The following is a 23,787-nucleotide window of genomic DNA, read 5'->3' as shown; positions in this document are numbered from 1 at the left end:
TAAGAAATGGGTGGAAATCACATGAAAAAGTTCCTTGACGAGAACTTCCTGCTTACGAATGAAACCGCTGTCCGCTTGTACCATGACTATGCCAAAGAAATGCCGATCATCGACTATCACTGCCACCTCAGCCCGCAGGAGATCTACGAGAACAAGACGTTCAAGAACATCACCGACGCTTGGCTGTACGGCGATCACTATAAGTGGAGAGCGATGCGCTCGAACGGCGCCGAGGAGAACCTCGTGACCGGCGGTGAGGGCACGACCGACTACGACCGCTTCCTGGCCTGGGCGAAGACGGTGCCGCACACGATCGGCAACCCGCTGTACCACTGGTCGCACCTGGAGCTGCAGCGCTTTTTCGGCGTCTCCGACCTCATCAACGAGAAGAGCGGTCCCGAGCTGTGGGAGAAGCTCAATGCCCAGATCAGCGGCGAAGGCTTCGGTGCCAGAGACCTCATCAAGAAATCGAACGTGCGCGTGATCTGTACGACGGACGACCCGACCGATTCGCTCGAATACCATGTCAAAATCAAGGATATTCCGGATTTCGACGTGCAGGTGCTGCCTTCGTTCCGTCCGGACAAGGGCCTCGAGATCAACCGTCCGACATTCCTGCCTTGGGTGCAGAAGCTGGCGGAAGTCTCCGGCCAGTCCGTGAACGATTATGACGGCCTGCTCTCGGCGCTCGAATCCCGCGTCCGCTTCTTCCACTCCGTAGGCGGCAAGGTCTCCGACCACGCCCTCGACTACGTAGCGTATGCCGAGACGACGAAGGAAGAAGCGGCCGGCATCTTCGCCAAGGCGCTCCGCGGAGAAGCCGTATCGCTTGAGGAAGAGAAGAAGTACAAGACGTACACGCTCGTGTTCCTCGGCAAGCTGTACGCCGAGCTCGGCTGGGCGATGCAGCTGCACATCAACGCCCACCGCAACAACAATGCCCGTCTGATGGGCAAGCTCGGTCCGGACACCGGCTTCGACTCCATCAATGACAGCGACATTGCGCAGCCGCTCGTAAGACTGCTCGATGCGCTCGACAGTGAAGATGCGCTGCCGAAGACGATTCTGTACTCCTTGAACCCGAAGGACAACTATGTTCTCGGTACGATCATCGGCAGCTTCCAGGGCGGCGGCGTACCGGGCAAGATCCAGTTCGGCTCGGCGTGGTGGTTCAACGATACGAAGGACGGCATGATAGACCAGATGAAGGCGCTGGCGAACCTCGGCCTGCTGAGCCGCTTCGTCGGCATGCTGACGGACTCCCGCAGCTTCCTCTCGTACACGCGCCACGAGTATTTCCGCCGCATTCTGTGCAACCTGATCGGCGAGTGGGTGGAGAACGGCGAAGCGCCGGACGACCTGGAGCTGCTCGGCACGATGGTGCAGAACATCTCGTACAACAATGCCAAGAACTACTTCGGTTTCTAATCGGGCGTGAAGCCCTCGGACGGCGGTTGTCCGCCGGGTTTGGATGAAGGCGTGCTTCCTTACGGGAGGCACGCTTTTTATTCTGACGAGACGGGAGACCGGGACTGCACGGATTGCGCGTGAGGGGTCTGTGAGCTGCCCTGCCGAACAGGGACTGTCTTCATGGACAGCCAAGGGGATGATCCTTGAATTTCCCCAAAGGAGCTCACCCGCGCAGACGTTCCTTTCCGGCATCGCTCCTGATTCATAAACGCACCGTCCTAAGGGGAGGGCGGCACAGCCGTTCACCTCCTGCACAGCACGGCCTTACGGGCCGGGAGCGAGGGGGACGGATAGGCCCTTGATGTCGAATGCGGACGACAAGCTTGGAGGGCCCGGCTGGAAAAAACGCAACTTTTTGCGGCAACCGTGCGTATTGGTAGGTGTGGTAAGGGAGCGATATGGCGAAAGGAGCGGAGGGACAGTGGTCCGATTGGAGTATCGGTTGTACGAGGAAGGCAGCCGGACGTTCCCCGTGCTGTACTACTATGACCGGATCGGCCGGGATGAAGCGGCGCTGCGGTTTGCCTGCGATTACTTCGTCAAGGACGGCCGCGTGTATGAGAAAAGCTCGTGTGCGGTGGAGACCGGCTGCTATGTGGTCTATGTGAAGGAAGCCGAAGACGAGCGGACCATGCCTTGGGGCACGCCGGGAGCGCGGGGGTTCGCAGGTGTGCGGATGGAGCTTCGGGAGTACCGGGAAGGGACGGCGGATTACCCGCTGATCTACTCCTACACGTTCAAGGATACGCTCGAGGCGATGCTCCACCTGCAGGCGAATTACCTGTATACGGACGGACGCGAATGGTACCGGACATCGGCGGAGATCGACGAAGACCGGATGACGTATGTGTATTACGCCGTTCCGGTGTAGACCGGAACGGCACCGCAGCGGCGGCGGTCCAGAAGAGCCGCAAAGACAGGAGTGACAGTGAAAATGGAACAGCACAAGGGCAGCAGGACGCGCCGGATGGTGAAGCTGTTCGTTGCTTCCACGTTAGTGCTCGGAGGGGCTGCAGGATGTTCCGACTCGCGGGACTGCGTGGACAACAACCGCGACGGGTACTGCGATGACGGAGGGGGCGGAGGCTCCTCCTCTTCCTCTCATTATTATTACGGGAGCTCCGGGAGCTCGAAGGCATCGTCCTCCGGAACCGTCTCGGGAAGCTCTTCAGGGATTTCCAAGGGCGGCATCGGCTCCAGCGGCAGTTCGAGTTCCTGATGACCGGGAGCTGTGACCAGGGGATGAACCCGCAGAAGGCAAGGAGGGAGAACGCGTGGAGGAAAGGACCGCAGGCTTCTCCCGCAGAAGTTATAAGGAGCGCCGCGACACGCTGTACGGCGCGCTCCGGCGCGAAGGCGTCTTTACTTGGGACGTCATGTACGAGCAGGAATATGCGCTGGCCGGGCTGCACCGCCTAAGCCCGGAGCTGCTTGCGGAGATGCGCGGGGCGGCGGAGAAGCTCGGCCGCATCTATGCGCGGACGGTAGAGATCGTGCAGCAGGGCGGAGCGGAGCTGTGGCGCGAGCTCGGTCTCCCCGAAGCGGCCTACGGCGCCATCCGGCTCCGCTTCGACGCAGAGAAGGCGACGCTGATCGGGCGGTTCGATTTTGCCGAGACGCCCCAGGGGCTCAAGATGCTTGAGTTCAACAGCGATACGCCGACCGGGATCGTCGAGGCCTTCCATGTCAACGGCCGGGTCTGTGCGGCGTATGGAGCCGAGAACCCCAATGAGGGCTGCGCGGCCATGCTGCCGAAGGCCTTCGGACGGATGCTGGAGCTGTACCGCTCGGCGGGATACACGGCGGAGCACATCTTTTTCTCGGCGCTGGATTGGCACGAAGAGGATGCGGGCACGACGAAGTATCTGCTGGCAAACAGCGGCCTGCCGGACGCGAGATTCGTGGCGCTTGGCGATCTGCGCGTGCAGGGGGAGCGGCTGTGGGCGGAGTACCCCGGCGAAGGAGAGCCGGAGCCCGTCGATATCCTGTACCGGCTGCATGCCATCGAGAAGCTGGCCGAGGACCGCGACACCGACGGCTATCCGACCGGAGAGCATGTGCTTCGGCTGATTGCGGAGCGCAAGCTGGCGGTGATCAATCCGCCCTCGGGCTTTGCGGCGCAGACCAAGGCTCTGCAGGCGCTGATCTGGAATCTGCACGAGGCCGGGGAGTTCTACACGGAAGAGGAGCATGAGGCGATCTCGCGCTACATGCTGCCGACGTATCTCGAGCCGATGTTCCCCGAAGGCGCCGCCTACGTCTCCAAGCCGATTCTCGGCCGGGAGGGCAGCGGGGTGACCATCTACGAAGAGGGAGAGGCAGCCGAAGCGAGCGGAGACGAAGAATACGGCCACCAGCCGATGGTCTACCAACAGTACGCACCGCTGCCCGAGGTGGAGATTGAGACCTTGGCCGGGCCGTACCGGGGAAGCCTGCTCTGGGGCTGCTTCCTCATCGACGGGCAGGGCTCGGCAGTCGTGGCCCGCGTGGGAGGCCGGATTACCGGCAATTTATCGTATTATCTGCCCTGCGCCCTGGCGTAAAAGGGTCCGGGAATCCGCAGGATCTGAAGCCGGCGGGTTCCCGGCTGACGGCACACTACATAAGCAAGGGGTTGGAGAAATGGACCAGTTCGGGACCATTTTGAATTTTTTGATCTATTTGGCAGTCACGGTGCCGCTCGTCGGGCTCGGCATCCTGTTCTTTAACCTGACGACGCCGTACAGCGAGTTCAAGCTGATCCGCGACGGCGGAGAGCTGAGCGATCCGGCGAAGGTAGCGGCGGGCAAAGCGGCCGCTTATGACCTCGGCGGCAAAATCATCGGCCAGGTGCTCGTGCTCGCCTCCGCGGTCTATCACTCGGTGGGCATCCTGGACCTGGTGATCTGGGGCCTGCTCGGCATCGCGTTTCAAATCATCATTTTCTACCTGTTCGAGCTGCTTACGCCGTTCAAGGTACTCGCCGAAATTCCGAAGGGCAACGTGTCCGTCGGGATCTTCTCGTTCTGCCTGAGCCTGGCTTCCGGCCTGCTCATGGCGTCCCTGATCAGCTACTAAGGAGGAGAAACAGATGCTGCAGATCAATCAAATTCATCATGCCGCCATCATTTGTTCGGATTATGAGGTATCGAAGAAATTCTACACGGAGATTCTGGGACTTCCGGTTATTCTCGAGACATACCGCGCGGAGCGGCGGTCCTATAAGCTGGACCTGCAGGTGGGGGGAGCGCAGATCGAGCTGTTCTCCTTTCCGGATGCGCCGAAGCGTCTGAGCTATCCCGAGGCCAGAGGGCTGAGACATCTCGCCTTCGAGGTAGACGATATCGACCAGGCGGTGGGCGAGCTGACGGGGCACGGAGTGGCGGTGGAGCAGGTCCGTGTGGACGAAACGACGGGCAAACGGTTTACCTTTTTTGCCGACCCGGACGGTCTGCCGCTGGAGCTGTACGAGAAATAAACCGGTGCTTTTGCACCGGGGAGCCCCAGGAATTTAGATCATCTACGGACACAAACGCAGAGCCGGCATCGAAGGGTGCCGGTTTTGTTCTGTCCAAATCAGGTTAATAGGTACATAACACAAGCTAAAAACGCTTTCAATACTAACTCTTTCCTAACATATCCCTAAATCATTCCAAATCATCCTTTGATATAGTGATCGTAACAGCCAGAGAACAGCATGGGGATAGGACAAACACGGAGGTGCGGCATATGGAAAGCAGATTCTCGGTAGGTATGGTATACGGTATGCTGCTCAGCATCCCGCTCTGGATCTCGGCGATCGGCTGGTTCCGCTGGGTAGCGCAGGGCATCACGATGTTCCTTAAGCTGAGGTTCGCCTGATGAGCGGACGACGATGGAAGGAATACCCCAGGTAAAAGGCCTCCGGAAGTAACGGAGGCCTTTTTGGTCTGTATGGCGGGGATCAGGATGTCAATCCATGAAGCTGGTAATACAGCCTGAGATACACCAGCAGGATAATGAGCACCCACACCGCCAGAGTATTGCTCCAGGACTTGCTGCGGTACTCAACCTGCAGGCCGGTGTCCCGGTCCCATGAGGTCTGCCCGTGCCGGTGGAGCTCGTGGTGCGCGTTGAGCATCGTCAGCATGGAGATTACGGGAACCTCCAGCCCGAGTCCGCGCCACAGCAGCAGCATGCTGCGCCGGAACGCCTGCGTCCATGCAGCCTTTTCGCCGTCCGTACGCCGCACCTTCACACCGAAGAGCAGCTTGCCGGGCGTCGTGCCCCAGGCGGAGAGCAGCAGGCTCTCCACCGGAAGCCAGAGCAGCGCGAAGAGGATCGGCAGCAGCAGCCTGGGCGCAGGGATCGGGACAGAGACCGGCAGCGCAGCAAGGAGGGCCTCCAGTACGGTCGCCCACAGCAGTAGATCAAGAGAGCGGGCCCAGTAGCGCATCCAGGGCCTGACGATGGGGATCTCAGGCTCCTCCCATTCGACAGCGCTCCAGGATGCGGCGGGACGCCACTCCTCTTCGGATGCCGGCCGGAGCTGGGTTGTCCGGAGCACCGCACCCGAGCGAATGAGCTCTTGAATCTCGGGAAGGGTGAAGGGACCGGCTTCTTCCTGTTTGCTCTTGTAATACCATGATTCGTGTTCGTGCATCTCGTTGGTATGACCCCTTTGTATAGCTCTATTGCATGTCCATCCTATGGCTGCTTCCCCAGTGTACCCGGTTTGGGACGGGCAGGGAACCGGCCATCGAAAGAAAATGCACTTTTATCGAAAAGAGCTCTATTTCCAATGCGTGTAAGCGCTTATAAAATAGAAGCAGCTTCGGCGAAAGGAGGAGGGCACAGGTCTGAATGAAATGTAAAGCAAGCCCGGCAGCAGCGGGCAATCCTGCAGTCCGCCTGATAAGAGGCTGCAGCTCAGAAGGAGGAGAAGAAGATGAAACGCAAAGTAAGCAGAATTCTGCTCGCATGGGCCTTGGTGTTGGCCCTGCTGTCCACAGGGGCGGCCGTGCCGGAAACGGTACAGGCAGCCGACCCGCCGGCCGGGTATGTGCTCTCTTATTTTGGGGGCGTGCCGTATGACGACAGCCTGCATCTGGCTTACAGCACGGACGGATTGAACTGGACGCCGCTGAACGGCAACCAGCCGGTATTCCGGCCGGCGATCGGCACGAAGCACATGCGGGATCCGTATGTCGGGCGCAAGCAGGACGGCACCTTCGTTCTGCTCGGCACCGACAACTGGAACAGCGAGTACATCATGGTGTACGACTCGGCCGATCTCATCCATTGGACGAACGGCAGGCTGGTCCGCATGAATACGGCCGCCATGCATACGTGGGCGCCGGAGTTTTTCTGGGATGCGGCGAAGGGGCAGTACGGCATCATCTGGTCCGGCAATACGGACCGCAACCGCACGTATATCAATTACACATCGGACTTCAAGACGGTTACGACGCCGAGCGTCTATTACGACCCGGGGTACGATGTCATCGACAGCCACATCCATCCGTGGAACGGCACGAATTATCTCTTCTTCAAGGATGAACGCTCCACCGGGACGACAGCCAAAAGCATTCTGGCCGCGCGGTCGGCCTCGCTGAATCCGGGTTCCTTCTCCGTCTACACAGGCGCCATTACCGAGACGGGGACGGAGGGGCCGTTCGTTATCAAGTCGCGCAGCGAGAACCGGTGGTACCTCTACGCCGATTATTATTCCAAAGGCGGCGTATTCGGCGCCTGGACAACGACGGATCTTGGCAGCGGCACCTGGACCAAGCTCGCTTCCGGCACGTTCTCGCTGCCGGCCGGCGTCCGGCATGCCACGGCGTTCGAGGTAAGCCAGAGCGAGCTGGACCGGCTTAAAGCCGCCAAGTGGGGGCCTTACCGCCTGCAGTCGCATAATTACCCGGACCGCTACCTGCGGCACAGCGGGGAGACGATGCGCATCGACGCGAATGTATCCCCGCTCGAGGACTCGCAGTACCGCATTGTGCCGGGGCTGGCCGACCCGAAGGCCGTGTCCTTCGAATCGGCGAATCAGCCGGGCACTTATCTGCGCCATTACGGCTTTGTGTTGAAGCAGCAGGCGAGTGACGGCAGCGCGGCGTTCAAGGGCGATGCGACCTTCACGATCACTGCAGGCCTTGCCGACGGAGCCAAGGTCTCCCTGCGCTCCTACAATTACCCGGACCGCTATATCCGGCATTACAATTACGAGCTGGTTCTTCAGCCCGTATCGACAGCCACCGACAAGGCGGACGCGACGTTCTCGCTCGTGTATCCTTAGGGCCTCCGGCGGCACGCCTGGCCGGCACAGAAGGGGCGGGACGCTGAATGTCCTGCCTAAGGTCCGCAAGCAAACAGCCCCGCTCTCCGGCAAAAGAGAACGGGGCTGTTTGCTGCGATGAAGGCCTGGCTCCGGAGGGTCAGGAGCCAGGCCCCAGGAGACGGCTTACGGCTGCGCCACCGGCTGGGGGGCCCGCTCGTGCACGAAGCGTTCGGTGAACTGGCGGACCCGCCAAGCATACTCCTCGGGAGCGGCCGTATAAGCCATCCCGTGACCGGCGCCCGGCACGAGGAAGAGCTCCTTATACCCGCGGCAGGCCTCCATGAGCCGGTGCACCATGGGCGTGGGGACGAAGGTGTCCGCTCCGCCGTGAATGAACAGGATCGGCTTCTCGGCCCGCCGCACCGCCTCGAGGGCGGAGGCTTCTCCGAAGGAGTAGCCTGAGCGCAGCCGCGTGATGAGGGACGTCATGCCGATGAAGGGGAAGGCCGGCAGCTTGTACATCCGCCCCAGCTGATACGACAGCACGTCCTTCACCGAGGTATAGGCACAGTCGGAGACGACGGCCTTGACCTGCGGGGGCAGCGGCTCGCCGGCGGTCATCAGGACGGTGGCCCCGCCCATCGAGACGCCGTGGAGCACGATCTGCGCCTCCGCGCCGAAGCGGCGGATGAGCTCGCCGATCCACAGCAGCACATCGCGCCGGTCCGGCCAGCCGAAGCCGATATACGTGCCCTCGCTGTCCCCGTGGCCGCGGGCGTCCGGCAGAAGCACATGATAGCCGAGCTCTTCGTGGTAGAGCTTCGCCAGCGCGTTCATGTGCATTTTGCCGCTGCCGCTGTAGCCGTGGGCGAGCAGCACGATCCGTGAGGTGTCCCGCAGGGCCGGCAGGAAATATCCCTTCAGGCGCAGACCGTCGCCGGAGACGAGCTCCCATGCCTCCAGCGGCTGGGCATCCAGCCAGACCGGGTCGGATACCGGCGTGTCCTTGAGGTCCGGATTCCCCGCGAGGAAGGTCTTCGGCCGCCGGGCTATGGCCATGGTGTAGAAGTAATGGCTGGCTGCGGCAAGGCTGAGAAGCAGCAGAAGGATGAGAATGAATGCGACGGTCATAAGCCTCAGGTCTCCTGTAGCGATCCCTTGGGGAGGATCGTTTGGTTAGTGAATGTCTTTTTTCTTGAAGCGCCCGCCCTTGACATCATGAATGTTGCCGATGGCAAGAAACGCGCCGGGATCCAGTTCGTCCACAATGGACTTCAGCTTGGCTTCCTCCAGACGGGTAATGACGCTGAAGATGACTTTCTTCTCGTCGCCCGTGAAGGCTCCTTCGCCGCTCAGGTACGTGACTCCCCGTCCGAGACGGAAGGTGACCGCATCGCCGATCTCCTTATGCTGGTCGCTGATGATCCAGACGGACTTGGACTGGTCCAGCCCCTCGATCGTAATGTCAATCAGCTTGAAGGCAATGTAATAAGCGATGAGCGAGTACATGGCGTGATCCCAGCCGAAGACAAAGCCGGCTGAGCCCAGGATGAAGAAGTTGAAGAACATGACGGTTTCGCCGACGGAGAACGGGGTTTTCTTGTTGAGCAGGATCGCCACGATCTCGGTGCCGTCCAGCGATCCGCCCGATCGGATGACGAGACCGACGCCGATGCCGAGGATGATGCCGCCGAAGACGGCTGCAAGCAGCGGATCGATCGTCAGGGGTTTCACGGGATGAAGCAGCGTGGTGCCGATCGACATCAGGATGACGGAGTATAAGGTCGATATCGCGAAGGTTTTGCCGATCTGCTTGTACCCGATGATCAGGAAGGGCAGGTTGAGCAGCACGAGAAATAATCCCAGCGGCATCTGCAGCAGGTGGGAGAGAATGATCGAGATGCCGACAATTCCTCCATCGATGATGTTATTCGGTACAAGGAAAATTTCCAGGCCAACCGATACGAAAATCGAGCCTACGGTCATGAAGACCGCGCGGCGGAAAAATTTGCTCTTCGTGAGCTTTCGGTGCTGCTTTTGCGCTGCTTGGGCAGCTTCCGACGGTGGTGTTGGATTCACTTGGGTACATCCCCCTCTTAGTTTGTAGTTTCAGTTTGCCCGGGAAGGGTGGCGTAATCCCGCTACAAAAACAGAAGTGAACTTGAGGGGGGAGAGCAGTCGGGCCCGCAGGCGCTTACGCGCATCGGAGCGTAAGAAGAGCAGCAGCAGGACGAGCAGAACGCTCTGAACCGTTCCTTCACTTCCTTCCCGGTAAGGCGGGGGAGGCGTGTTCGGAACGGCGCTCCACTTGGCGGGAGCGGGCTTCACGGGCAGGACATCGGGGACATTCGTCCCATAGTCCTGCAGATAATCCTGCTGCGGCACTGTCAGTGACTGCTGCGGAGGGAGCGATGTGCTAATGATGAGTGCGATGAGCACGACCAGCAGAGCGGGTGCGCGTTCGATCAGGAACCGGGACAAGTTCGTTCCTCCTTTCCGGCATCGGGCGCTCCTTTATTTAGTTAGCATTGTATCATCCGCCCGTTTTGGGAGTCAAAAAACCTCAGGAGGCGGAAGGCGGCCTGGTGCATTTTCGCCGTGCATAAAAAATCGGGCCCCGTCTCACGACGAGGCCCTTTCATGGGAGAGGAGAAACCGGACGAAGAGCTTATGGGGAACGTAAGTCTTCTCCGCGGTTGTCTACGACATTTTCGGATGTCGATAATTACAGGATAGCCCCATAGGAGGAAAGTTATACATGCAAACGACAAAAAAATTTTTGGTTTTTGTGCAGGAGATTCCGTTTATGGTACGATAGCATTAGATTCGATGCAGTTAAGGAAGGAAGGCTTGTGGGATGAGAGTCATATCGGGCAGTGCCAAGGGGCGGCCGCTGAAGGCGGTGCCGGGCATGGGGACCCGGCCGACCACGGACAAGGTGAAGGAAGCGGTATTCAGTATGATCGGCCCGTATTTTGACGGGGGCCGGGTGCTGGATCTGTTCGCCGGAACGGGCGGCCTGAGTATTGAAGCGCTGAGCCGCGGGATGGAAGCGGCCGTGCTGACGGATACGGACAAGAAAGCGGTGGAGACCATCCACCAGAATCTGAAGGCGGCGGGCTTCACGGACCGGGCGGAGGTTTACCGCAACGACGCGCTGCGTGCCCTGCGAGCGCTTTCCAGGCGGGAAGCGCAGTTTGATCTGGTCTTTTTGGACCCGCCATACCGTATGAAGCTGATCCCGGATCTGCTGGCGGAGCTTCAGGAAGGCGGGCTGCTGGCCGAAGGGGCGAAGGTGGTCATCGAGCACGATGCGGAGGATGTGTTCGAAGGAAACACCGGGGCGCTGGAGTGGCTGAGGCGGGCCGAATACGGCGATACGGCCATCACGATCTTCATGCATACGGCGGACGGACAGGCCCAGGAGCCCGAGCCGGACGGTAACGAGTAGAGGAGAGAACATACATATGCATACGAGCGATCAGGGCAGTGTCCCTTTTGTCAAAGTGGCGGTCTATCCGGGCAGCTTCGATCCCGTAACGAACGGGCACCTGGATATCATTCACCGCGCATCGAAGGTATTCGACAAGCTGGTGGTGGCGGTGCTCAACAATACGAGCAAGAATCCGCTGTTCTCCGTGGAGGAGCGGGTCGGGCTGCTGCGGGAAGTGACCCGGGATCTGCCCAATGTCGAGATCGATTCGTTCCGCGATCTGCTGATTAATTATATGAAGAAAAAAAACGCGCACCTCATTGTCAGAGGACTGCGCGCGGTATCGGATTTTGAATATGAGCTGCAGCTGGCCTCCACGAACCGGAAGCTGTGCGAGGACATCGAGACGTTCTTTATGACGTCCACGCCGCAGTATTCATACCTCAGCTCGAGCATCGTCAAGGAAATCGCCCGCTTCCACGGACCGGTGTCGGATCTCGTGCCGCCTGAAGTCGAACAGGCGCTGCGCGGCAAGTATGGCACGGGAACGACCGAGTGCTGAGGCATGCCGCAGGGGGCTACAGGGATTCGCGGTCCTGTCCGCGGTAGAACAGGAACGCTGCGAAGACAGAGAGGACAAGCATGACCAGCAGCGCGGCCCCGAACTGCAGCATCATCGGGGAGACGAGTGGCCACAGGCTGTCTTTCTCCAGCGACCAGGCGTAGCCGGGGGAAGCGAAGTCGGCAAAAGCCGGACGCTCGGCATGCAGCCGGCTCATCAGCGGCTGCCACAGCCCGAGGGTCAGGAAAAAGGCCGTGCCCCCGTGCTGCAGACGGGCGAGCAAAAAGCGCGAATACCGCAGGTCGGTCGACGCCGTGAGGCTCTTGACCTGGGCGTGGGTGGAGAAGCCGCCCCAGGCGAGCAGCCCGCCGAGCAGCGCGTAGGGCAGCGGCGCGGAGGTGGTGCCTGCCGCCTGGGACAGGGCGTATGCTCCGAGATGCGGCTCGAGTACCCCGGCCAGCAGGGCCGAAGCCAGGTGCTTCGCCTCCGGCGGGGCCATCCCGAGCAGCGACAGCGCGGAGGCCAGAAGGCCCGGCAGGCCGGAGAGGCTGATGGCATGGAGCAGCACGGAGAACATCATCATGGCGCCGCCGATCAGGAAGAGCTGCTGTACGCCCGAGGAGACGGAGTCGCCGAGAAGCTTGCCGAAGGCGCGGCCGTCGCGGTTCTTGGCGTCATGATAGGCCGCCCAGGCTCGTCTCAGCCAGCCGGGTCCGGCTCGGGGGGCTTCCTTCTCCCTCGCGGCAACGCCGGTGGACGGTGAGTTCAGCCGGTGCCACAGCATCACCAGAGCCCCCGAGATATAATGCAGGATCGCCAGGGCAAGTCCCGCGGAAGGGCTCTGCAGGAAGCCGGTCCCGACCACAGCCACCAGGAAGACGGGGCTCATCAGGTGGGAGCCGGCCAGCAGGCGTTCGGCCTCCTCCCGCTCCAGCAGGCCGTCCCTGCGGAGCGGGCCCACGGCGGAGGCTCCGGCGGGCATGCCCGCCGTGAAGCCCAAAGCGAGCGGCCAGCCGGCCGCCCCGGGCAGCCTCAGCAGGAGGCGCAGCAGGGGTTCGAGCAGAGCGCCGAGACCGTGCAGCAGGCCCATCCCGCGGAGCAGCTCGGTGGCGATCAGGAACGGGAGCAGGGCCGGGAACACGAGCTTCCACCACAGCTGCAGGCCCTGGAGCGAAGCCCGGAACGCCCCGTCCGGAAAGGCAATAATACTCGCCACCAGGGCGAGCGCCGCCGTGCCGAGGAAGAGGGTGGCCAGCCGCGGCGACAAGAGGGCTTGCAGGCGGTGCATCCGCATCACTCCAGCTTCGGTTTGTCGTCCGCCGGCGCGACGGGGCGCTAAGAATTCAAGGCCGGCGGCGGATGGTACATGTTTACGCTTTGTCCGCATGGTTTAGACCAGCGGGGCGTAGGATAGCTAGAGAGACCGATTGGAAGCCGAAGGGGCGGAGGGAGTTCCATGGGAGAGACCAGACACATCAAGCAGGCGTCACGCATCGTATTCTCGGTGTTCGGGGCGATTCTGCTGCTTTTCTTCATCTATTTCATGCCGCTGCCTTTGTATATTTTCAAGCCGGGGAGCGCCGACGTCATCGGCCCGATGGTCAAGGTGAGCCAGCCGGGGCCTGAGGACCGGGGGGAGCTCATGCTGACGACGGTATCGGTCAGCAATGCGAATGTCATCGGCTACCTGCTTTCCTTCATCCTGCCTTACCAGGAACGCCAGCCGAAGCAGGATTTGCTGAGGGAGGGTGAGACGGAGGAGGAATATTCGCAGCGGCAGGAGGTCGTCATGCTCACTTCGCAGGCCGATGCGATGCAGGCGGCGTACAACAAGCTGAAGGTTCCCTACCACATCTCGAAGGACGGTGTGGTGCTGCAGCGCGTGTATACCGGTTTTCCGGCGCATGATGTGCTGCTGCCCGGCGATTATCTCACGAAGATCGACGACCAGGCGATCCAATCTTATGTGGATGTAAGAAACGCCCTCTCGGGCAAAAAGGAAGGCGACAAAGCGGCGGTTACCTTCAGGCGGGGCAGTGCCCTGCGGACCGAGGACATTGCGATGAAGACTCTGCCGGTCCAGCCCGGCGAAACGGGAGGGCCGCGGGTGGGCCTTGGGGTCGAGCCCGTGGACGTGCTCAGCGTCAAGGCGGAGTCGGAAGCGCAGCAGGTTTCGATCCAGGCGGGCGATATCGGCGGTCCTTCGGCCGGCCTCATGTTCTCGCTCGAGATCTACAACAAGCTGGTGCCGGAGGATATCACCAAGGGGTATAAAATTGCCGGCACCGGCGAGATCGACCCCGAAGGCCATGTGGGCGTCATCGGCGGGATTCAGCATAAGGTCGTCGCCGCCGACCGGGCGGGTGCGGAGATTTTCTTCGCTCCGAAGGATGTGAGCGAGGGCGGGAAGACGATTGCCAATTACTCGGTCGCCCAGAAGCGGGCCGAGGAGATCGGCACGAAGATGAAGGTCGTGCCGGTAGGAACGATGCAGGACGCGTTGGATTACATGGCGTCGCTGCAGACCAAGACGGGAGGCTGATGCTCTGCATCGGTCTTTTTTTGGGATGAAAAGGAGGAGCCCGAACAGCGGCTGGGTGGGGATTCCAGCGGGATGAAGGGGTAATAGAGGGGAACTGCCCCGGGGAAGTCTCCGCCGGCGCGGTATACGGCAAGCACGGCTCCCTCTTCCGCGGAGAGCTCACTGCCGGCCGGGAGGATCGCCTGCGGCGACCCTCCATCCTCCATCCTGCCGGGGCATAGACAGCAGGGGCAGGCCCTTCAGCTGGGAAGAAGCCTTCCGGGAGCAGCGTCCAGAGGAAGAGCCGGGTTACTCGGCCTCTATATTCCAGCGGATCGGCGCCTGGTAATAGTCGCGGAACATCTCGCGGGGATCAGGCCGCTCGTACCCGAGCGCATAGGCGGAAGTAGCCCGCAGATCGAGCTCCAGCAGGGGCGGCCTATCGCCGGAAGGCACCTTGGTGAGGACTGGCACCTTGGCCGTCTTCTTCATCCGTTTGAGCAGCGCCTGCCCCTTCGTGCTGAAGCCCAGCACCCGCAGGTAGGGCACGCCCTGCCGGAGCACTCCCGGGTCCAGCGCCGCCTTGGAATGCCCAAGCAGAATGTGCAGCAGCGTCCGCTGCAGCTTCGTGCGCGTATAGCGCTTGGTTTTGAGACGTTCGAGCAGGGCGGCGACGGCGCCTTCCCCGGTGCCCGGCTGCCACTCGCTGAGGGCCGTGCGGATGCGGTGCTCGAGCCCCTCGGTCACCTCGTGGCATTCCGCCAGCGCCTCCGGGCTCATCGTGGCGAGCTTGAGCAGCAGCGGCTGTGCGAAGCGCTCCCAGCTGACCGGCGCCCTTCCGGCCGCGTATTCCCGCTGGAGAATGGCCAGCGTGGAAGAGGGCAGATACGGTGCGGTATCCGCGGGTGTGCCTCCTTCGAGAAGAAGCTTGCGGATGGCGGTTGCACTGGCAATGCGCCGGTCCGTGATGTCCTCCTGCCGGTAGTCCGCCTTCGTGCGCGCGATGGTCAGCGGCCGGATGGGGCTTGCCAGCCTGCGCAGCGCAATGAGATAATGCAGGCCGAGCGTGTTGTTCGGCTTCGCGAGCTCCTCGAAGCTCGCGCCGGGCACGAGCGAGGCGACCGCCCGGCTGTAAGCGGCCGGGTAGGGCAGCCCGGCCTTCAGCCCGAGCCGCAGCTCCTCCTGCAGCTGCGGGGGCTCTGAGGCGAGCGCCTCGGCGGCCCGCTCCAGCCAGGCGATGTCCCCGCTCTCGCTGCCGAAGCAGAGGGAGTCGACGACGCCGGTCGCCTCGAGAGCCGAGACGGCGCCGAAGCCGAACCACTCCGCCGGCTGGGCGGCATAGGCGGCGGGCAGCTCGAGCACGAGGTCGGCGCCCATGGCCAGCGCCATCTCCGCGCGGGCCCATTTGCCCGCCAGCGCCGGCTCGCCTCGCTGGAGGAAGTGGCCGCTCATGATACAGACGGCCGCCTCTGCGCCCGATACCTTCAGAGATTGTTGGTAATGATAAGAATGCCCGTTGTGCAGCGGGTTGTACTCGACGATCAGGCCCACCGTCCGCATGGTTCCAATGCTCCTTTGGTGCCGCATCCTCCGCCGGGGCAGAGGGCGAGTCTATGATGATTTACTATAGCACGAAACGGAAATCAACTGAAAATGTTGACAAGGAGCGGCACCAGTCGATATAATAATCTTTGTCTGTTTGGGGTGATACTCATGTTTTTCCATATGAAAGACTTGGCAGCCAAAGGCGCCATCGTATTGGAAGGAACGGAGGACCTGACCGGCATACTGCCGACTACCGGCAGCCTGCAGAAGTTCGGTCCGCTTGAAGTGCGGTTGGAAGCTGTGGACCGGCAGGGGACGGCGGAAGTCAGCGGTGACCTTCGCATCGATGTGGAGCAGTCCTGTTCCCGTTGTTTGGCCCCGGTGCATCAGCATATCACCACGCATTTTCATGAGACGTTCGTCAAGGGCGAAGAGCCTGAGGAGTCGGAGGACGACGACGAGGAAGTGGATCCCGTCATCTACATATCCGAGGACCGGGTGGACCTGAAGCCTTTGCTGGCGGAGAGCGTTATGCTCGCGCTGCCGTTCGTCCCGTTGTGCAGTGAAAATTGCCAGGGTCTGTGTCCCGTCTGCGGAACGGACCGGAATGTCGAAGCTTGCGGCTGCAAGCAGGACAAGGTCGACCCGAGACTCGCCGGACTGGCTGACTTTTTCAAACAAGAGTAGGACAGCGCACTGCAGCCGGCGGTGTGAATTCGTTGAAGGAGGTGGGAATATGGCAGTACCTCAAAGGAGAACGTCCAAAACGCGCCGTGATAAGCGCCGGACTCACTTTAAATTAGAAGTTCCAGGCATGGTAAAGTGTGACAATTGTGGTGAATCGAAACTGGCTCACCGTGTGTGCAAGGTTTGCGGTCACTACAAGAAAAGAGAGATCATCACTCAATAATCTCTCATATTTTCGGAAAGATAGTACTTCCTTTAGTGGAGTGCTATTTTTTTTGCCCTGCGGACCTTCCATTTTTATCTTAAATCCATTATACTTTTTGTGACTTGGTCATAAGATATAGTGTTAGACCAAAGAATCCTAGGGGTTACATAGAGCGGAAATTGCGCATCCAAGCTTATATAAAGGTGGTGCCCGGGAATCGAACGCCTACCGAAACGACAGCGGCAGCAGCAGCTTGCCAAAGCGATAGAAGACAACCCGTTCATCACGGACGAAGATCTCACAAAACTGTTTCAGGTATCCATCCAGACGATCCGGCTTGACCGTCTTGAGCTCGGGATCCCCGAGCTGCGGGAGCGGATGAAGCAGATGGCCGAGCAGTCCTACGACCAGGTCCGCTCGCTCCCCCTTCACGAGGTGATCGGGGAAGTGATCGATCTGCAGCTGGACAAGAGCGGCATTTCCATGTTTGAAATCCGGGAGGAGCACGTGTTTTCCCGGACGAAGATCGCGCGGGGGCATCATATCTTCGCCCAGGCCAATTCGCTGGCCGTCGCGCTCATCAACGACCAGGTGGCTCTGACGGCGGCGGCGGACATCCGTTTCGTCCGCTCGGTCAAGCTGCAGGAGAAGTGCATCGCCAAAGCCTACGTGCGTTCCATCTCGAAGGGCAAGGCCAAGGTGGAAGTGGTCACCTACGTAGGCGAAGAAGTCGTGTTTCAGGGCAACTTTACCATCTATCATTCAAGCAAGGATTCGGGCAAGGACCGTCATGAAGGAGGAGAGCATCATGCGGATCGCGATTGATGCAATGGGCGGTGACCATGCGCCTCAGGCTTGTGTGGAGGGCGCGCTCGCCGCAGCCGCCGAGTATCCGGACACCGTCATCGTGCTCGTGGGGGATACCGCGAGGCTCGAGCCGCTGCTGCAGGGCAGCCGCCCCGCGAACCTGGAGCTCCGCCATGCCTCCGAAGTGATCGAGGCGGACGACGAGCCGGTGAAGGCCGTCCGGCGTAAGAAGGATTCATCGATGGTGGTGGCCGGACGGATGGTGAAGGAAGGCGAGGTCGGCGCGATGATCTCAGCCGGGAACACCGGAGCCCTGATGACAACCGGTCTGCTCGTGGTCGGACGGATGAAGGGTATCGAACGCCCGGCACTCGCCCCCATGCTGCCGACCCTTGACGGGGAAGGGGTGCTTGCGCTCGACCTCGGCGCCAACATGGATGCCACGGCGGCGCAGCTCGTCCAGTATGCCATCATGGGCAGCATTTACCGGACGAAGGTGCACGGGATGAAGAAGCCGCGCGTCGGCCTTCTCAATGTGGGTACGGAAGCGATGAAGGGCAACGAAGTGACGAAGGCGGCGTTCCCGCTGCTGGAGAAGGTCCCTATAGACTTCGTCGGCAATGTGGAGTCGCGCGATGTACTGCAGAAGCCGTGCGATGTGCTCGTATGCGACGGCTTTGCCGGGAACATTATGCTGAAGTCCATGGAGGGCACCGCCTCGGCGGTCTTCTCCGTCCTCAAAGCGGAGTTTACGCGCACATGGTACACGAAGCTGGCGGCGGCTCTGGTGAAGAACGGCCTCGGCCGGTTCCGCAGCAAAATGGATTACACGGAGCACGGTGCCGCGCCGCTGCTCGGCCTGGAAGGGCTCGTGCTCAAAAGCCACGGCTCCTCCAACGCGACCGCATTCAAGAATGCGGTGAGGCAGGCACGCACTGCGCTCAGCAATGATCTCGTCCGCAGTATCTCTGTGGAAATCAGCAAGGGAAGCGAGTTGGAATCCCCATGAAGTTACATCCAGTAGGCATTATCGGCTCCGGCAAATATGTGCCGGACCGCGTGCTGACGAATCAACAGCTCGAGCAGATGGTCGAGACGAACGACGAATGGATCGTCACCCGGACGGGCATCCGCGAGCGCCGGCTGGCGGAGGCCGAGCAGGCGGCCTCCGATCTGGCGTATGAAGCCTCGCTCAAAGCGATCGCCCAGGCGGGCATTACGCCCGAAGAGATCGATCTGATCATCGTGGCTACGGTGACGCCGGATATGTCGTTCCCGTCGACCTCCTGCATCCTGCAGGACAAGCTGGGGGCGAAGAAGGCGGCTGCGTTCGACCTGTCGGCCGCCTGCTCCGGCTTCATCTACGGCCTGGCGAACGCGTCGAACTTCATCGCCACGGGAACTTATAAATACGCGCTGGTGGTCGGAGCCGAAGTGCTGTCGCGCATCACCGACTATACGGACCGCAACACCTGCATTCTCTTCGGGGATGGAGCGGGTGCGGTAGTACTCGGACAAGTGCCGGAGGGGCGCGGCTTCAAGTCCTTCGAGCTCGGCGCGGACGGCTCGGGCGGACCTCTGCTCAAGGTGGAGGCGGGCGGCTCCCGCTGTCCGTCGACGCCGGAGTCCCTGCAGGGCAAGGGCCACTATATCTACATGGCCGGCTCCGACGTGTTCAAGTTCGCTGTCCGTATCATGGGCAGTGCGGCGGAAGAGGCGCTGCGCAAGGCGGGCATCGAGAAGAGCGACATTGATCTTCTGGTGCCCCACCAGGCGAATATCCGGATCATTCAGTCGGCGCTGAACCGTCTGGAGCTGTCGGAGGACAAGTGCATGATCAACCTGGACAAATACGGGAACATGTCGGCGGCCTCCATACCGGTAGCCCTGGCGGAAGCTGTGGAAGAAGGCCGGGTGAAAGAAGGCGACTGCCTCGTGCTCGTCGGCTTCGGCGGCGGGTTGACCTGGGGGGCGTCCGTTCTCGTCTGGTAAAAGGGAAGCCTCCACGGTTTCCCTGCAACTTACGACTGAAGGAGTAGAGACAGCTATGGGCAAGATTGCTTTTGTATTTCCGGGCCAGGGGGCCCAGGCCGTAGGGATGGGCCGGGATATCGCGGAGGCGGACCCTGCATCCAGAGACCTGTTTGCGGCGGCGGATCATGCGCTTGGCTATGACCTCAGCCGTCTGATCTTCGAAGGGCCGGAGAGCGAGCTCAAGCTGACGTATCATACGCAGCCGGCGCTGCTCACGACCTCCATCGCTTACCTTGAGCTGTTCCGTCGCCGGTATGACGTGCGACCGGACTTTGTCGCCGGCCATTCGCTTGGCGAATACAGCGCCCTGGTGGCCGCCGGCGTCCTCGGCTTCGAGGATGCCGTCCGAACGGTCCGCGCCCGCGGGCAGTTCATGGACCAGGCGGTCCCGAGCGGCGTAGGCGCCATGGCGGCCGTGCTCGGCGCGGGACGCGAAGCGCTGCAGACACTCTGCATCGAGATCAGCGCAGGCGGCCATACCGTGGAGCTGGCGAACCTGAACTGCCCGGGGCAGATCGTGGTCTCCGGCAGCGCGGCGGGCGTGGCTGCGGTCGCCGAGCGGGGCAAGGAAGCCGGCGCGAAGCGGGTGATCCCGCTTGAAGTCAGCGGTCCCTTCCACTCGTCGCTGATGAAGCCGGCTTCGGCGAAGCTGGCGGAGGCGCTCGAAGGCCTTCCGATGCAGGAAGCTTCCGTGCCGGTGGTTGCCAATGTGAACGCAGGTCCGCTCACAGCGCCCGGTGCGATCCGCGAGGCGCTGGTGGAGCAGGTGCACTCCTCCGTGCTGTGGGAGGACAGTGTGGCCTGGCTGCTGGCCCAGGGCGTCGATACGTTCATCGAGTTCGGGAGCGGCAGCGTGCTCGCGGGATTGATCAAGAAGATCGACCGCAGCGTCACCGTCATCAGCATCAACAGTTTGGAGGCGCTGGACAAGTACGGGCAGGAAACTTCGCCTGAAGCTTAAACCGGTCAGCCGGCAATGAAAGGGGTATACGAACCTATGCTTACGGGGAAAGTAGCACTGGTCACCGGCGCATCGCGCGGGATCGGGCGCGCGATTGCCGTCGCGCTGGCGGAGGCGGGAGCCGACGTTGTCGTGAACTATGCGGGCAGCGAAGGCGCCGCGGCCGAAACCGTGCAGGCGGTGGAAGCACTGGGCCGCAAGGCGGTCAAGATCAAGGCGAATGTCGGCCAGTCGCAGGAAGTCGACGACATGTTCAAGCAGGTGCTCGAAACCTTCGGACGCATTGACATTCTGGTGAACAATGCGGGGATCACCCGCGACAACCTGATCATGCGTATGAAGGAAGAGGAGTTCGACCAGGTCATTGAGACGAATCTCAAGGGCGTGTTCAACTGTATCAAGGCGGCGACCCGTCCGATGATGAAGCAGCGTTCGGGGCGCATCATCAACATCTCCTCGGTGGTGGGAGCGCTCGGCAATGCGGGCCAAATGAACTATGTGGCCGCCAAAGCCGGCGTGATCGGCATGACCAAGTCAGCAGCGAAGGAGCTCGCTTCCCGCGGGATTACCGTGAACTGCGTCGCCCCGGGCTTCATCGAGACGGACATGACCGACAAGCTCAATGAGGAGCTGCGGCAGAGCCTTCTGACGCAGATTCCCCTGGCACGCCTCGGGCAGCCGGAGGACATCGCCAAAGCCGTCAGATACCTTGCTTCGGAGGACGCGTCCTACCTGACCGGGCAGACGATTCATGTCGACGGCGGCATGTACATGTAAGGCGTTTCCGGTTTTTTTGTTAAGCTTGGGACGTGCTATGGCATTTTGTCCCTAAGTTCAGTATAATACCATGGAGGAGGTGAACCGGATGTCCGATATTTTGGATCGCGTTAAAAAAATCGTCGTCGACCGACTCGGAGTGGATGAGGCGGAAGTGACGCTTGAAGCAAATTTCAAGGATGACCTTGGTGCCGATTCTCTCGATGTAGTAGAATTGGTTATGGAGTTGGAAGATGAGTTTGATATGGAAATCTCTGATGAAGATGCAGAGAAGATCGCTACTGTAGGTCAAGTAGTGGAGTACATAAAATCTCATACTTAAGCCGTAAGTCCCGTTTGCACTAGAACGGGACTTATCTCCATTCCATGGAACAAACGAGGCCGGAAGCCGGGGAGTGCTCCTGCGGCACCTTCCTTTACTCATAAACGAAAATAATAACGAAAGTTATTTACAATAGAGGTGGACACATTTGAAACAGAGAGTTGTGATTACAGGAATCGGCGTGATGTCGGCGCTCGGCAAGGATCATGAGACGTTTTGGAACTCCCTGCTTGAAGGTAAATCCGGGATTTCGCTCATCGAATCTTTTGATGTCAGCGAGTATCCGACACGCATTGCGTCGGAAATCAAGGACTTCAACGCGGAAGATTATGTGGAACGCAAGGAAGCCCGTAAGATGGACCGGTATGTGCAGCTCGCTGTAGCCGCATCGAAGATGGCTCTGAAGGATGCCGATCTGAACCCGAAGGAAGGCGTGGATGCCGAGCGCATCGGCGTATATGTAGGCTCCGGGATCGGCGGGCTGTCGACGTGGGAAGAACAGCACAAGATTCTGCTTGAGAAGGGACCGAAGCGGGTCAGCCCGTTCTTCATCCCGATGATGATCGCCAACATGGCGGCGGGCATGATCTCGATGCTCACGGGCGCCAAGGGCCCGAACAGCACGGCCGTAACGGCTTGCGCCACAGGCACGCACTCCATTGGGGATGCCTTCAAGGCGATCCAGTACGGCGAAGCGGATGCGATGATCTGCGGCGGCGCCGAAGCGACGATCTCCCCGACCGGGGTGGCCGGATTCTGTGCGATGCGGGCGATGTCGACCCGCAACGACGAGCCGGAGAAGGCCAGCCGGCCGTTCGATACGGACCGTGACGGGTTCGTCATGGGCGAGGGTGCGGGCATCCTGATCCTCGAATCGCTTGAGCATGCGCAGAAGCGCGGGGCGAAGATTTATGCCGAGATCATCGGCTACGGACGCAGCGGCGACGCATACCATATGACCGATCCGGATCCGGACGGCGCAGCCCGCTGTATGGCCAAAGCCGTGAAGGACGCGGGCCTCGAGCCCGAGGCTGTGGATTACATCAACGCGCATGGAACATCCACACCGGTGGGCGACCGTTCGGAGACGACGGCGATCAAGAAGGCGTTCGGCGAGCATGCCTACAAGCTGGCGGTCTCCTCGACGAAGTCGATGACGGGCCATCTGCTCGGAGCGGCGGGCGGCGTAGAAGCGATTGTCTGCGCACTGGCGCTGAAGAACGGCAAGATTCCACCGACGATCAACCTCGAGAACCAGGATCCGGAATGCGATCTGGATTATGTCCCTAACGTTGCCCGTGAGGCGAACCTGAACGTGGCGATGTCGAATTCATTCGGCTTCGGCGGACATAATGCCACGGTCGTGCTGAAGAAATACGAAGCATAACCTTATATGCGGCTGTCTATACTAAAATAATTGTTTCCGGGAAGGCGTGTACCCGCTTCCCGGAAAACAAACTGCTAACACGAAGGTGATAAAAGACATGCATCGCAACTTGAAGCTGCTTCAGTCTGAGCTTAAGATCACATTCAGCAATCCGGAGTTGCTCCGGCAGGCTTTCACCCACTCCTCTTACGTGAATGAGCACCGGATCGGCCAGTACAAAGACAATGAACGCCTGGAATTCCTCGGTGACGCGGTATTGGAGCTGACGGTATCGGAATACTTGTTTGACAAATATCCGGACCGCTCGGAAGGGGAGCTCACGAAGCTCCGCGCTTCCATCGTCTGCGAACCGTCGCTTGTCGGCTTCGCCGAGCAGCTCGAGTTCGGAGCCTATGTGCTGCTCGGCAAAGGTGAGGAGCTTACCGGCGGACGGACACGGCCCGCGCTGCTGGCGGATGTGTTCGAATCCTTCATCGGCGCGCTTTATCTCGATCAAGGGCTGGAGAGAGTCCGAACCTTCCTGCAGCAGTATATGTTCCCGCATCTTCCCCAACAGGGCAGGCTGCTGACAGCCGATTACAAGACGTATCTGCAGGAGCATACCCAGCAGCACAGCATGGGGCAGCTCGAATACAGGATTGTCGATGAGCGGGGCCCGGCCCATGAGCGGGAGTTTGTGGCGAGGGTGTTCCTGGTGGACCAGCTGCTAGGCGAAGGCACAGGACGTTCCAAAAAAGAGGCGGAGCAGCACGCAGCAGCGGAAGCGCTTGCCAAGCTGCAGGTGAAAGTGGAACCGAAGAAGTAAGATCGTAGGAAGCGGCGGCGCCGGGGGGCG

Annotated in this window: 27 protein-coding genes; 21 read left to right on the top strand and 6 right to left on the bottom strand. The window is 60.7% G+C overall.

The features are described 5' to 3' along the window. Positions 1 to 21: 21 nt before the first annotated feature. The 7 genes from uxaC (at position 22) to ACP26L_RS24465 (ending at position 5,310) form a co-directional block, all read left to right on the top strand. Positions 22 to 1,428: a glucuronate isomerase gene (uxaC, locus tag ACP26L_RS24495; RefSeq protein ID WP_426447200.1), complete on the top strand. Its 1,407-nt coding sequence runs from the start codon at positions 22 to 24 to the stop codon at positions 1,426 to 1,428. Between the two features lie 463 nt (positions 1,429 to 1,891). Then, positions 1,892 to 2,341 (top strand): hypothetical protein, encoded by a 450-nt coding sequence (locus ACP26L_RS24490; protein ID WP_426447199.1) that lies wholly within the window; start codon positions 1,892 to 1,894, stop codon positions 2,339 to 2,341. Positions 2,342 to 2,404: 63 nt separating this feature from the next. Further along, a complete protein-coding gene (locus tag ACP26L_RS24485; protein WP_426447198.1) occupies positions 2,405 to 2,689 on the top strand; it encodes a hypothetical protein in 285 nt (94 codons plus the stop codon). Between the two features lie 55 nt (positions 2,690 to 2,744). Then, positions 2,745 to 4,013, top strand: a complete 1,269-nt coding sequence (locus tag ACP26L_RS24480; protein ID WP_426447196.1) for a glutathionylspermidine synthase family protein — start codon at positions 2,745 to 2,747, stop codon at positions 4,011 to 4,013. A 79-nt stretch (positions 4,014 to 4,092) separates the two neighbouring features. Then, on the top strand, positions 4,093 to 4,527 hold the full coding sequence (locus ACP26L_RS24475; protein WP_426447194.1) for a DUF350 domain-containing protein: 435 nt from the start codon (positions 4,093 to 4,095) through the stop codon (positions 4,525 to 4,527). 13 nt (positions 4,528 to 4,540) lie between these two features. Next, the gene (locus tag ACP26L_RS24470; RefSeq protein ID WP_426447192.1) at positions 4,541 to 4,927 is read left to right on the top strand and encodes a VOC family protein; all 387 of its coding nucleotides are present in this window, start codon (positions 4,541 to 4,543) and stop codon (positions 4,925 to 4,927) included. Positions 4,928 to 5,178: 251 nt separating this feature from the next. Then, positions 5,179 to 5,310 carry a hypothetical protein gene (locus ACP26L_RS24465; protein WP_426447190.1) on the top strand — a complete coding sequence of 44 codons (132 nt, stop codon included), beginning with the start codon at positions 5,179 to 5,181 and terminating at the stop codon, positions 5,308 to 5,310. A gap of 82 nt (positions 5,311 to 5,392) precedes the next feature. Here ACP26L_RS24465 and ACP26L_RS24460 read toward each other — a convergent pair whose 3' ends face one another. Then, positions 5,393 to 6,091 carry an RDD family protein gene (locus tag ACP26L_RS24460; protein ID WP_426447188.1) on the bottom strand — a complete coding sequence of 233 codons (699 nt, stop codon included), beginning with the start codon at positions 6,089 to 6,091 and terminating at the stop codon, positions 5,393 to 5,395. A gap of 285 nt (positions 6,092 to 6,376) precedes the next feature. On the opposite strand from ACP26L_RS24460, the gene ACP26L_RS24455 reads away from it, so the two are divergent. After that, positions 6,377 to 7,729 carry an AbfB domain-containing protein gene (locus ACP26L_RS24455; protein WP_426447186.1) on the top strand — a complete coding sequence of 451 codons (1,353 nt, stop codon included), beginning with the start codon at positions 6,377 to 6,379 and terminating at the stop codon, positions 7,727 to 7,729. 165 nt (positions 7,730 to 7,894) lie between these two features. Here the strand turns inward: ACP26L_RS24455 and ACP26L_RS24450 are convergent, their stop codons facing one another. From ACP26L_RS24450 to ACP26L_RS24440, 3 genes are read right to left on the bottom strand one after another with little or no spacing between them, the layout of a single operon-like run. After that, a complete protein-coding gene (locus tag ACP26L_RS24450; RefSeq protein WP_426447185.1) occupies positions 7,895 to 8,842 on the bottom strand; it encodes an alpha/beta hydrolase in 948 nt (315 codons plus the stop codon). 45 nt (positions 8,843 to 8,887) lie between these two features. After that, positions 8,888 to 9,790, bottom strand: a complete 903-nt coding sequence (locus ACP26L_RS24445) for a YitT family protein (RefSeq protein ID WP_426447183.1) — start codon at positions 9,788 to 9,790, stop codon at positions 8,888 to 8,890. A gap of 30 nt (positions 9,791 to 9,820) precedes the next feature. Beyond that, positions 9,821 to 10,192 (bottom strand): hypothetical protein, encoded by a 372-nt coding sequence (locus ACP26L_RS24440; protein WP_426447181.1) that lies wholly within the window; start codon positions 10,190 to 10,192, stop codon positions 9,821 to 9,823. A gap of 376 nt (positions 10,193 to 10,568) precedes the next feature. Between ACP26L_RS24440 and rsmD the strand changes: the two genes are divergently transcribed. Together rsmD and coaD are read left to right on the top strand one after the other, a co-directional pair. Further along, complete coding sequence (rsmD, locus tag ACP26L_RS24435) at positions 10,569 to 11,162, top strand: 16S rRNA (guanine(966)-N(2))-methyltransferase RsmD (protein WP_426447180.1); 594 nt, start codon at positions 10,569 to 10,571, stop codon at positions 11,160 to 11,162. Positions 11,163 to 11,178: 16 nt separating this feature from the next. After that, positions 11,179 to 11,706, top strand: a complete 528-nt coding sequence (gene coaD / locus ACP26L_RS24430; protein ID WP_426447179.1) for a pantetheine-phosphate adenylyltransferase — start codon at positions 11,179 to 11,181, stop codon at positions 11,704 to 11,706. A 16-nt stretch (positions 11,707 to 11,722) separates the two neighbouring features. Here coaD and ACP26L_RS24425 read toward each other — a convergent pair whose 3' ends face one another. Further along, complete coding sequence (locus tag ACP26L_RS24425) at positions 11,723 to 12,994, bottom strand: nucleoside recognition domain-containing protein (RefSeq protein ID WP_426447177.1); 1,272 nt, start codon at positions 12,992 to 12,994, stop codon at positions 11,723 to 11,725. Positions 12,995 to 13,162: 168 nt separating this feature from the next. Here ACP26L_RS24425 and ACP26L_RS24420 point away from each other — a divergent pair, with 168 nt between their 5' ends. Further along, on the top strand, positions 13,163 to 14,248 hold the full coding sequence (locus ACP26L_RS24420) for a YlbL family protein (RefSeq protein WP_426447175.1): 1,086 nt from the start codon (positions 13,163 to 13,165) through the stop codon (positions 14,246 to 14,248). A gap of 288 nt (positions 14,249 to 14,536) precedes the next feature. On the opposite strand, the gene ACP26L_RS24415 is transcribed toward ACP26L_RS24420, so the two are convergent. Next, the gene (locus ACP26L_RS24415; RefSeq protein WP_426447173.1) at positions 14,537 to 15,787 is read right to left on the bottom strand and encodes a nucleotidyltransferase; all 1,251 of its coding nucleotides are present in this window, start codon (positions 15,785 to 15,787) and stop codon (positions 14,537 to 14,539) included. Positions 15,788 to 15,952: 165 nt separating this feature from the next. Between ACP26L_RS24415 and ACP26L_RS24410 the strand changes: the two genes are divergently transcribed. The 10 genes from ACP26L_RS24410 (at position 15,953) to rnc (ending at position 23,757) form a co-directional block, all read left to right on the top strand. Then, positions 15,953 to 16,459 carry a YceD family protein gene (locus ACP26L_RS24410; RefSeq protein ID WP_426447171.1) on the top strand — a complete coding sequence of 169 codons (507 nt, stop codon included), beginning with the start codon at positions 15,953 to 15,955 and terminating at the stop codon, positions 16,457 to 16,459. A 49-nt stretch (positions 16,460 to 16,508) separates the two neighbouring features. Then, positions 16,509 to 16,682, top strand: a complete 174-nt coding sequence (rpmF, locus tag ACP26L_RS24405) for a 50S ribosomal protein L32 (RefSeq protein WP_014652177.1) — start codon at positions 16,509 to 16,511, stop codon at positions 16,680 to 16,682. A gap of 198 nt (positions 16,683 to 16,880) precedes the next feature. Further along, the gene (gene fapR / locus ACP26L_RS24400) at positions 16,881 to 17,489 is read left to right on the top strand and encodes a transcription factor FapR (protein ID WP_426455072.1); all 609 of its coding nucleotides are present in this window, start codon (positions 16,881 to 16,883) and stop codon (positions 17,487 to 17,489) included. Further along, positions 17,473 to 18,480, top strand: coding sequence for a phosphate acyltransferase PlsX (plsX, locus tag ACP26L_RS24395; RefSeq protein ID WP_426447168.1), 1,008 nt, complete (start codon positions 17,473 to 17,475; stop codon positions 18,478 to 18,480). The genes fapR and plsX overlap by 17 nt, the downstream gene beginning before the upstream one ends. Further along, on the top strand, positions 18,477 to 19,463 hold the full coding sequence (locus ACP26L_RS24390) for a beta-ketoacyl-ACP synthase III (protein WP_426447167.1): 987 nt from the start codon (positions 18,477 to 18,479) through the stop codon (positions 19,461 to 19,463). The genes plsX and ACP26L_RS24390 overlap by 4 nt, the downstream gene beginning before the upstream one ends. A gap of 55 nt (positions 19,464 to 19,518) precedes the next feature. Continuing rightward, a complete protein-coding gene (gene fabD / locus ACP26L_RS24385) occupies positions 19,519 to 20,466 on the top strand; it encodes an ACP S-malonyltransferase (RefSeq protein ID WP_426447165.1) in 948 nt (315 codons plus the stop codon). Between the two features lie 36 nt (positions 20,467 to 20,502). Further along, positions 20,503 to 21,243, top strand: coding sequence for a 3-oxoacyl-[acyl-carrier-protein] reductase (gene fabG, locus ACP26L_RS24380; RefSeq protein ID WP_426447163.1), 741 nt, complete (start codon positions 20,503 to 20,505; stop codon positions 21,241 to 21,243). A gap of 88 nt (positions 21,244 to 21,331) precedes the next feature. Further along, positions 21,332 to 21,565, top strand: a complete 234-nt coding sequence (gene acpP / locus ACP26L_RS24375) for an acyl carrier protein (RefSeq protein ID WP_013919534.1) — start codon at positions 21,332 to 21,334, stop codon at positions 21,563 to 21,565. A gap of 148 nt (positions 21,566 to 21,713) precedes the next feature. Further along, positions 21,714 to 22,952, top strand: coding sequence for a beta-ketoacyl-ACP synthase II (gene fabF, locus ACP26L_RS24370; RefSeq protein WP_426447160.1), 1,239 nt, complete (start codon positions 21,714 to 21,716; stop codon positions 22,950 to 22,952). A 97-nt stretch (positions 22,953 to 23,049) separates the two neighbouring features. After that, positions 23,050 to 23,757 (top strand): ribonuclease III, encoded by a 708-nt coding sequence (gene rnc, locus ACP26L_RS24365; RefSeq protein WP_426447159.1) that lies wholly within the window; start codon positions 23,050 to 23,052, stop codon positions 23,755 to 23,757. Positions 23,758 to 23,787 lie beyond the last annotated feature (30 nt).

It is taken from the genome of Paenibacillus sp. S-38, assembly GCF_049942825.1.
Classification (GTDB): domain Bacteria; phylum Bacillota; class Bacilli; order Paenibacillales; family NBRC-103111; genus Paenibacillus_G.
Note: the sequence above shows the minus strand (reverse complement) of the source record. Positions and strands in the feature narration are given on the sequence as shown.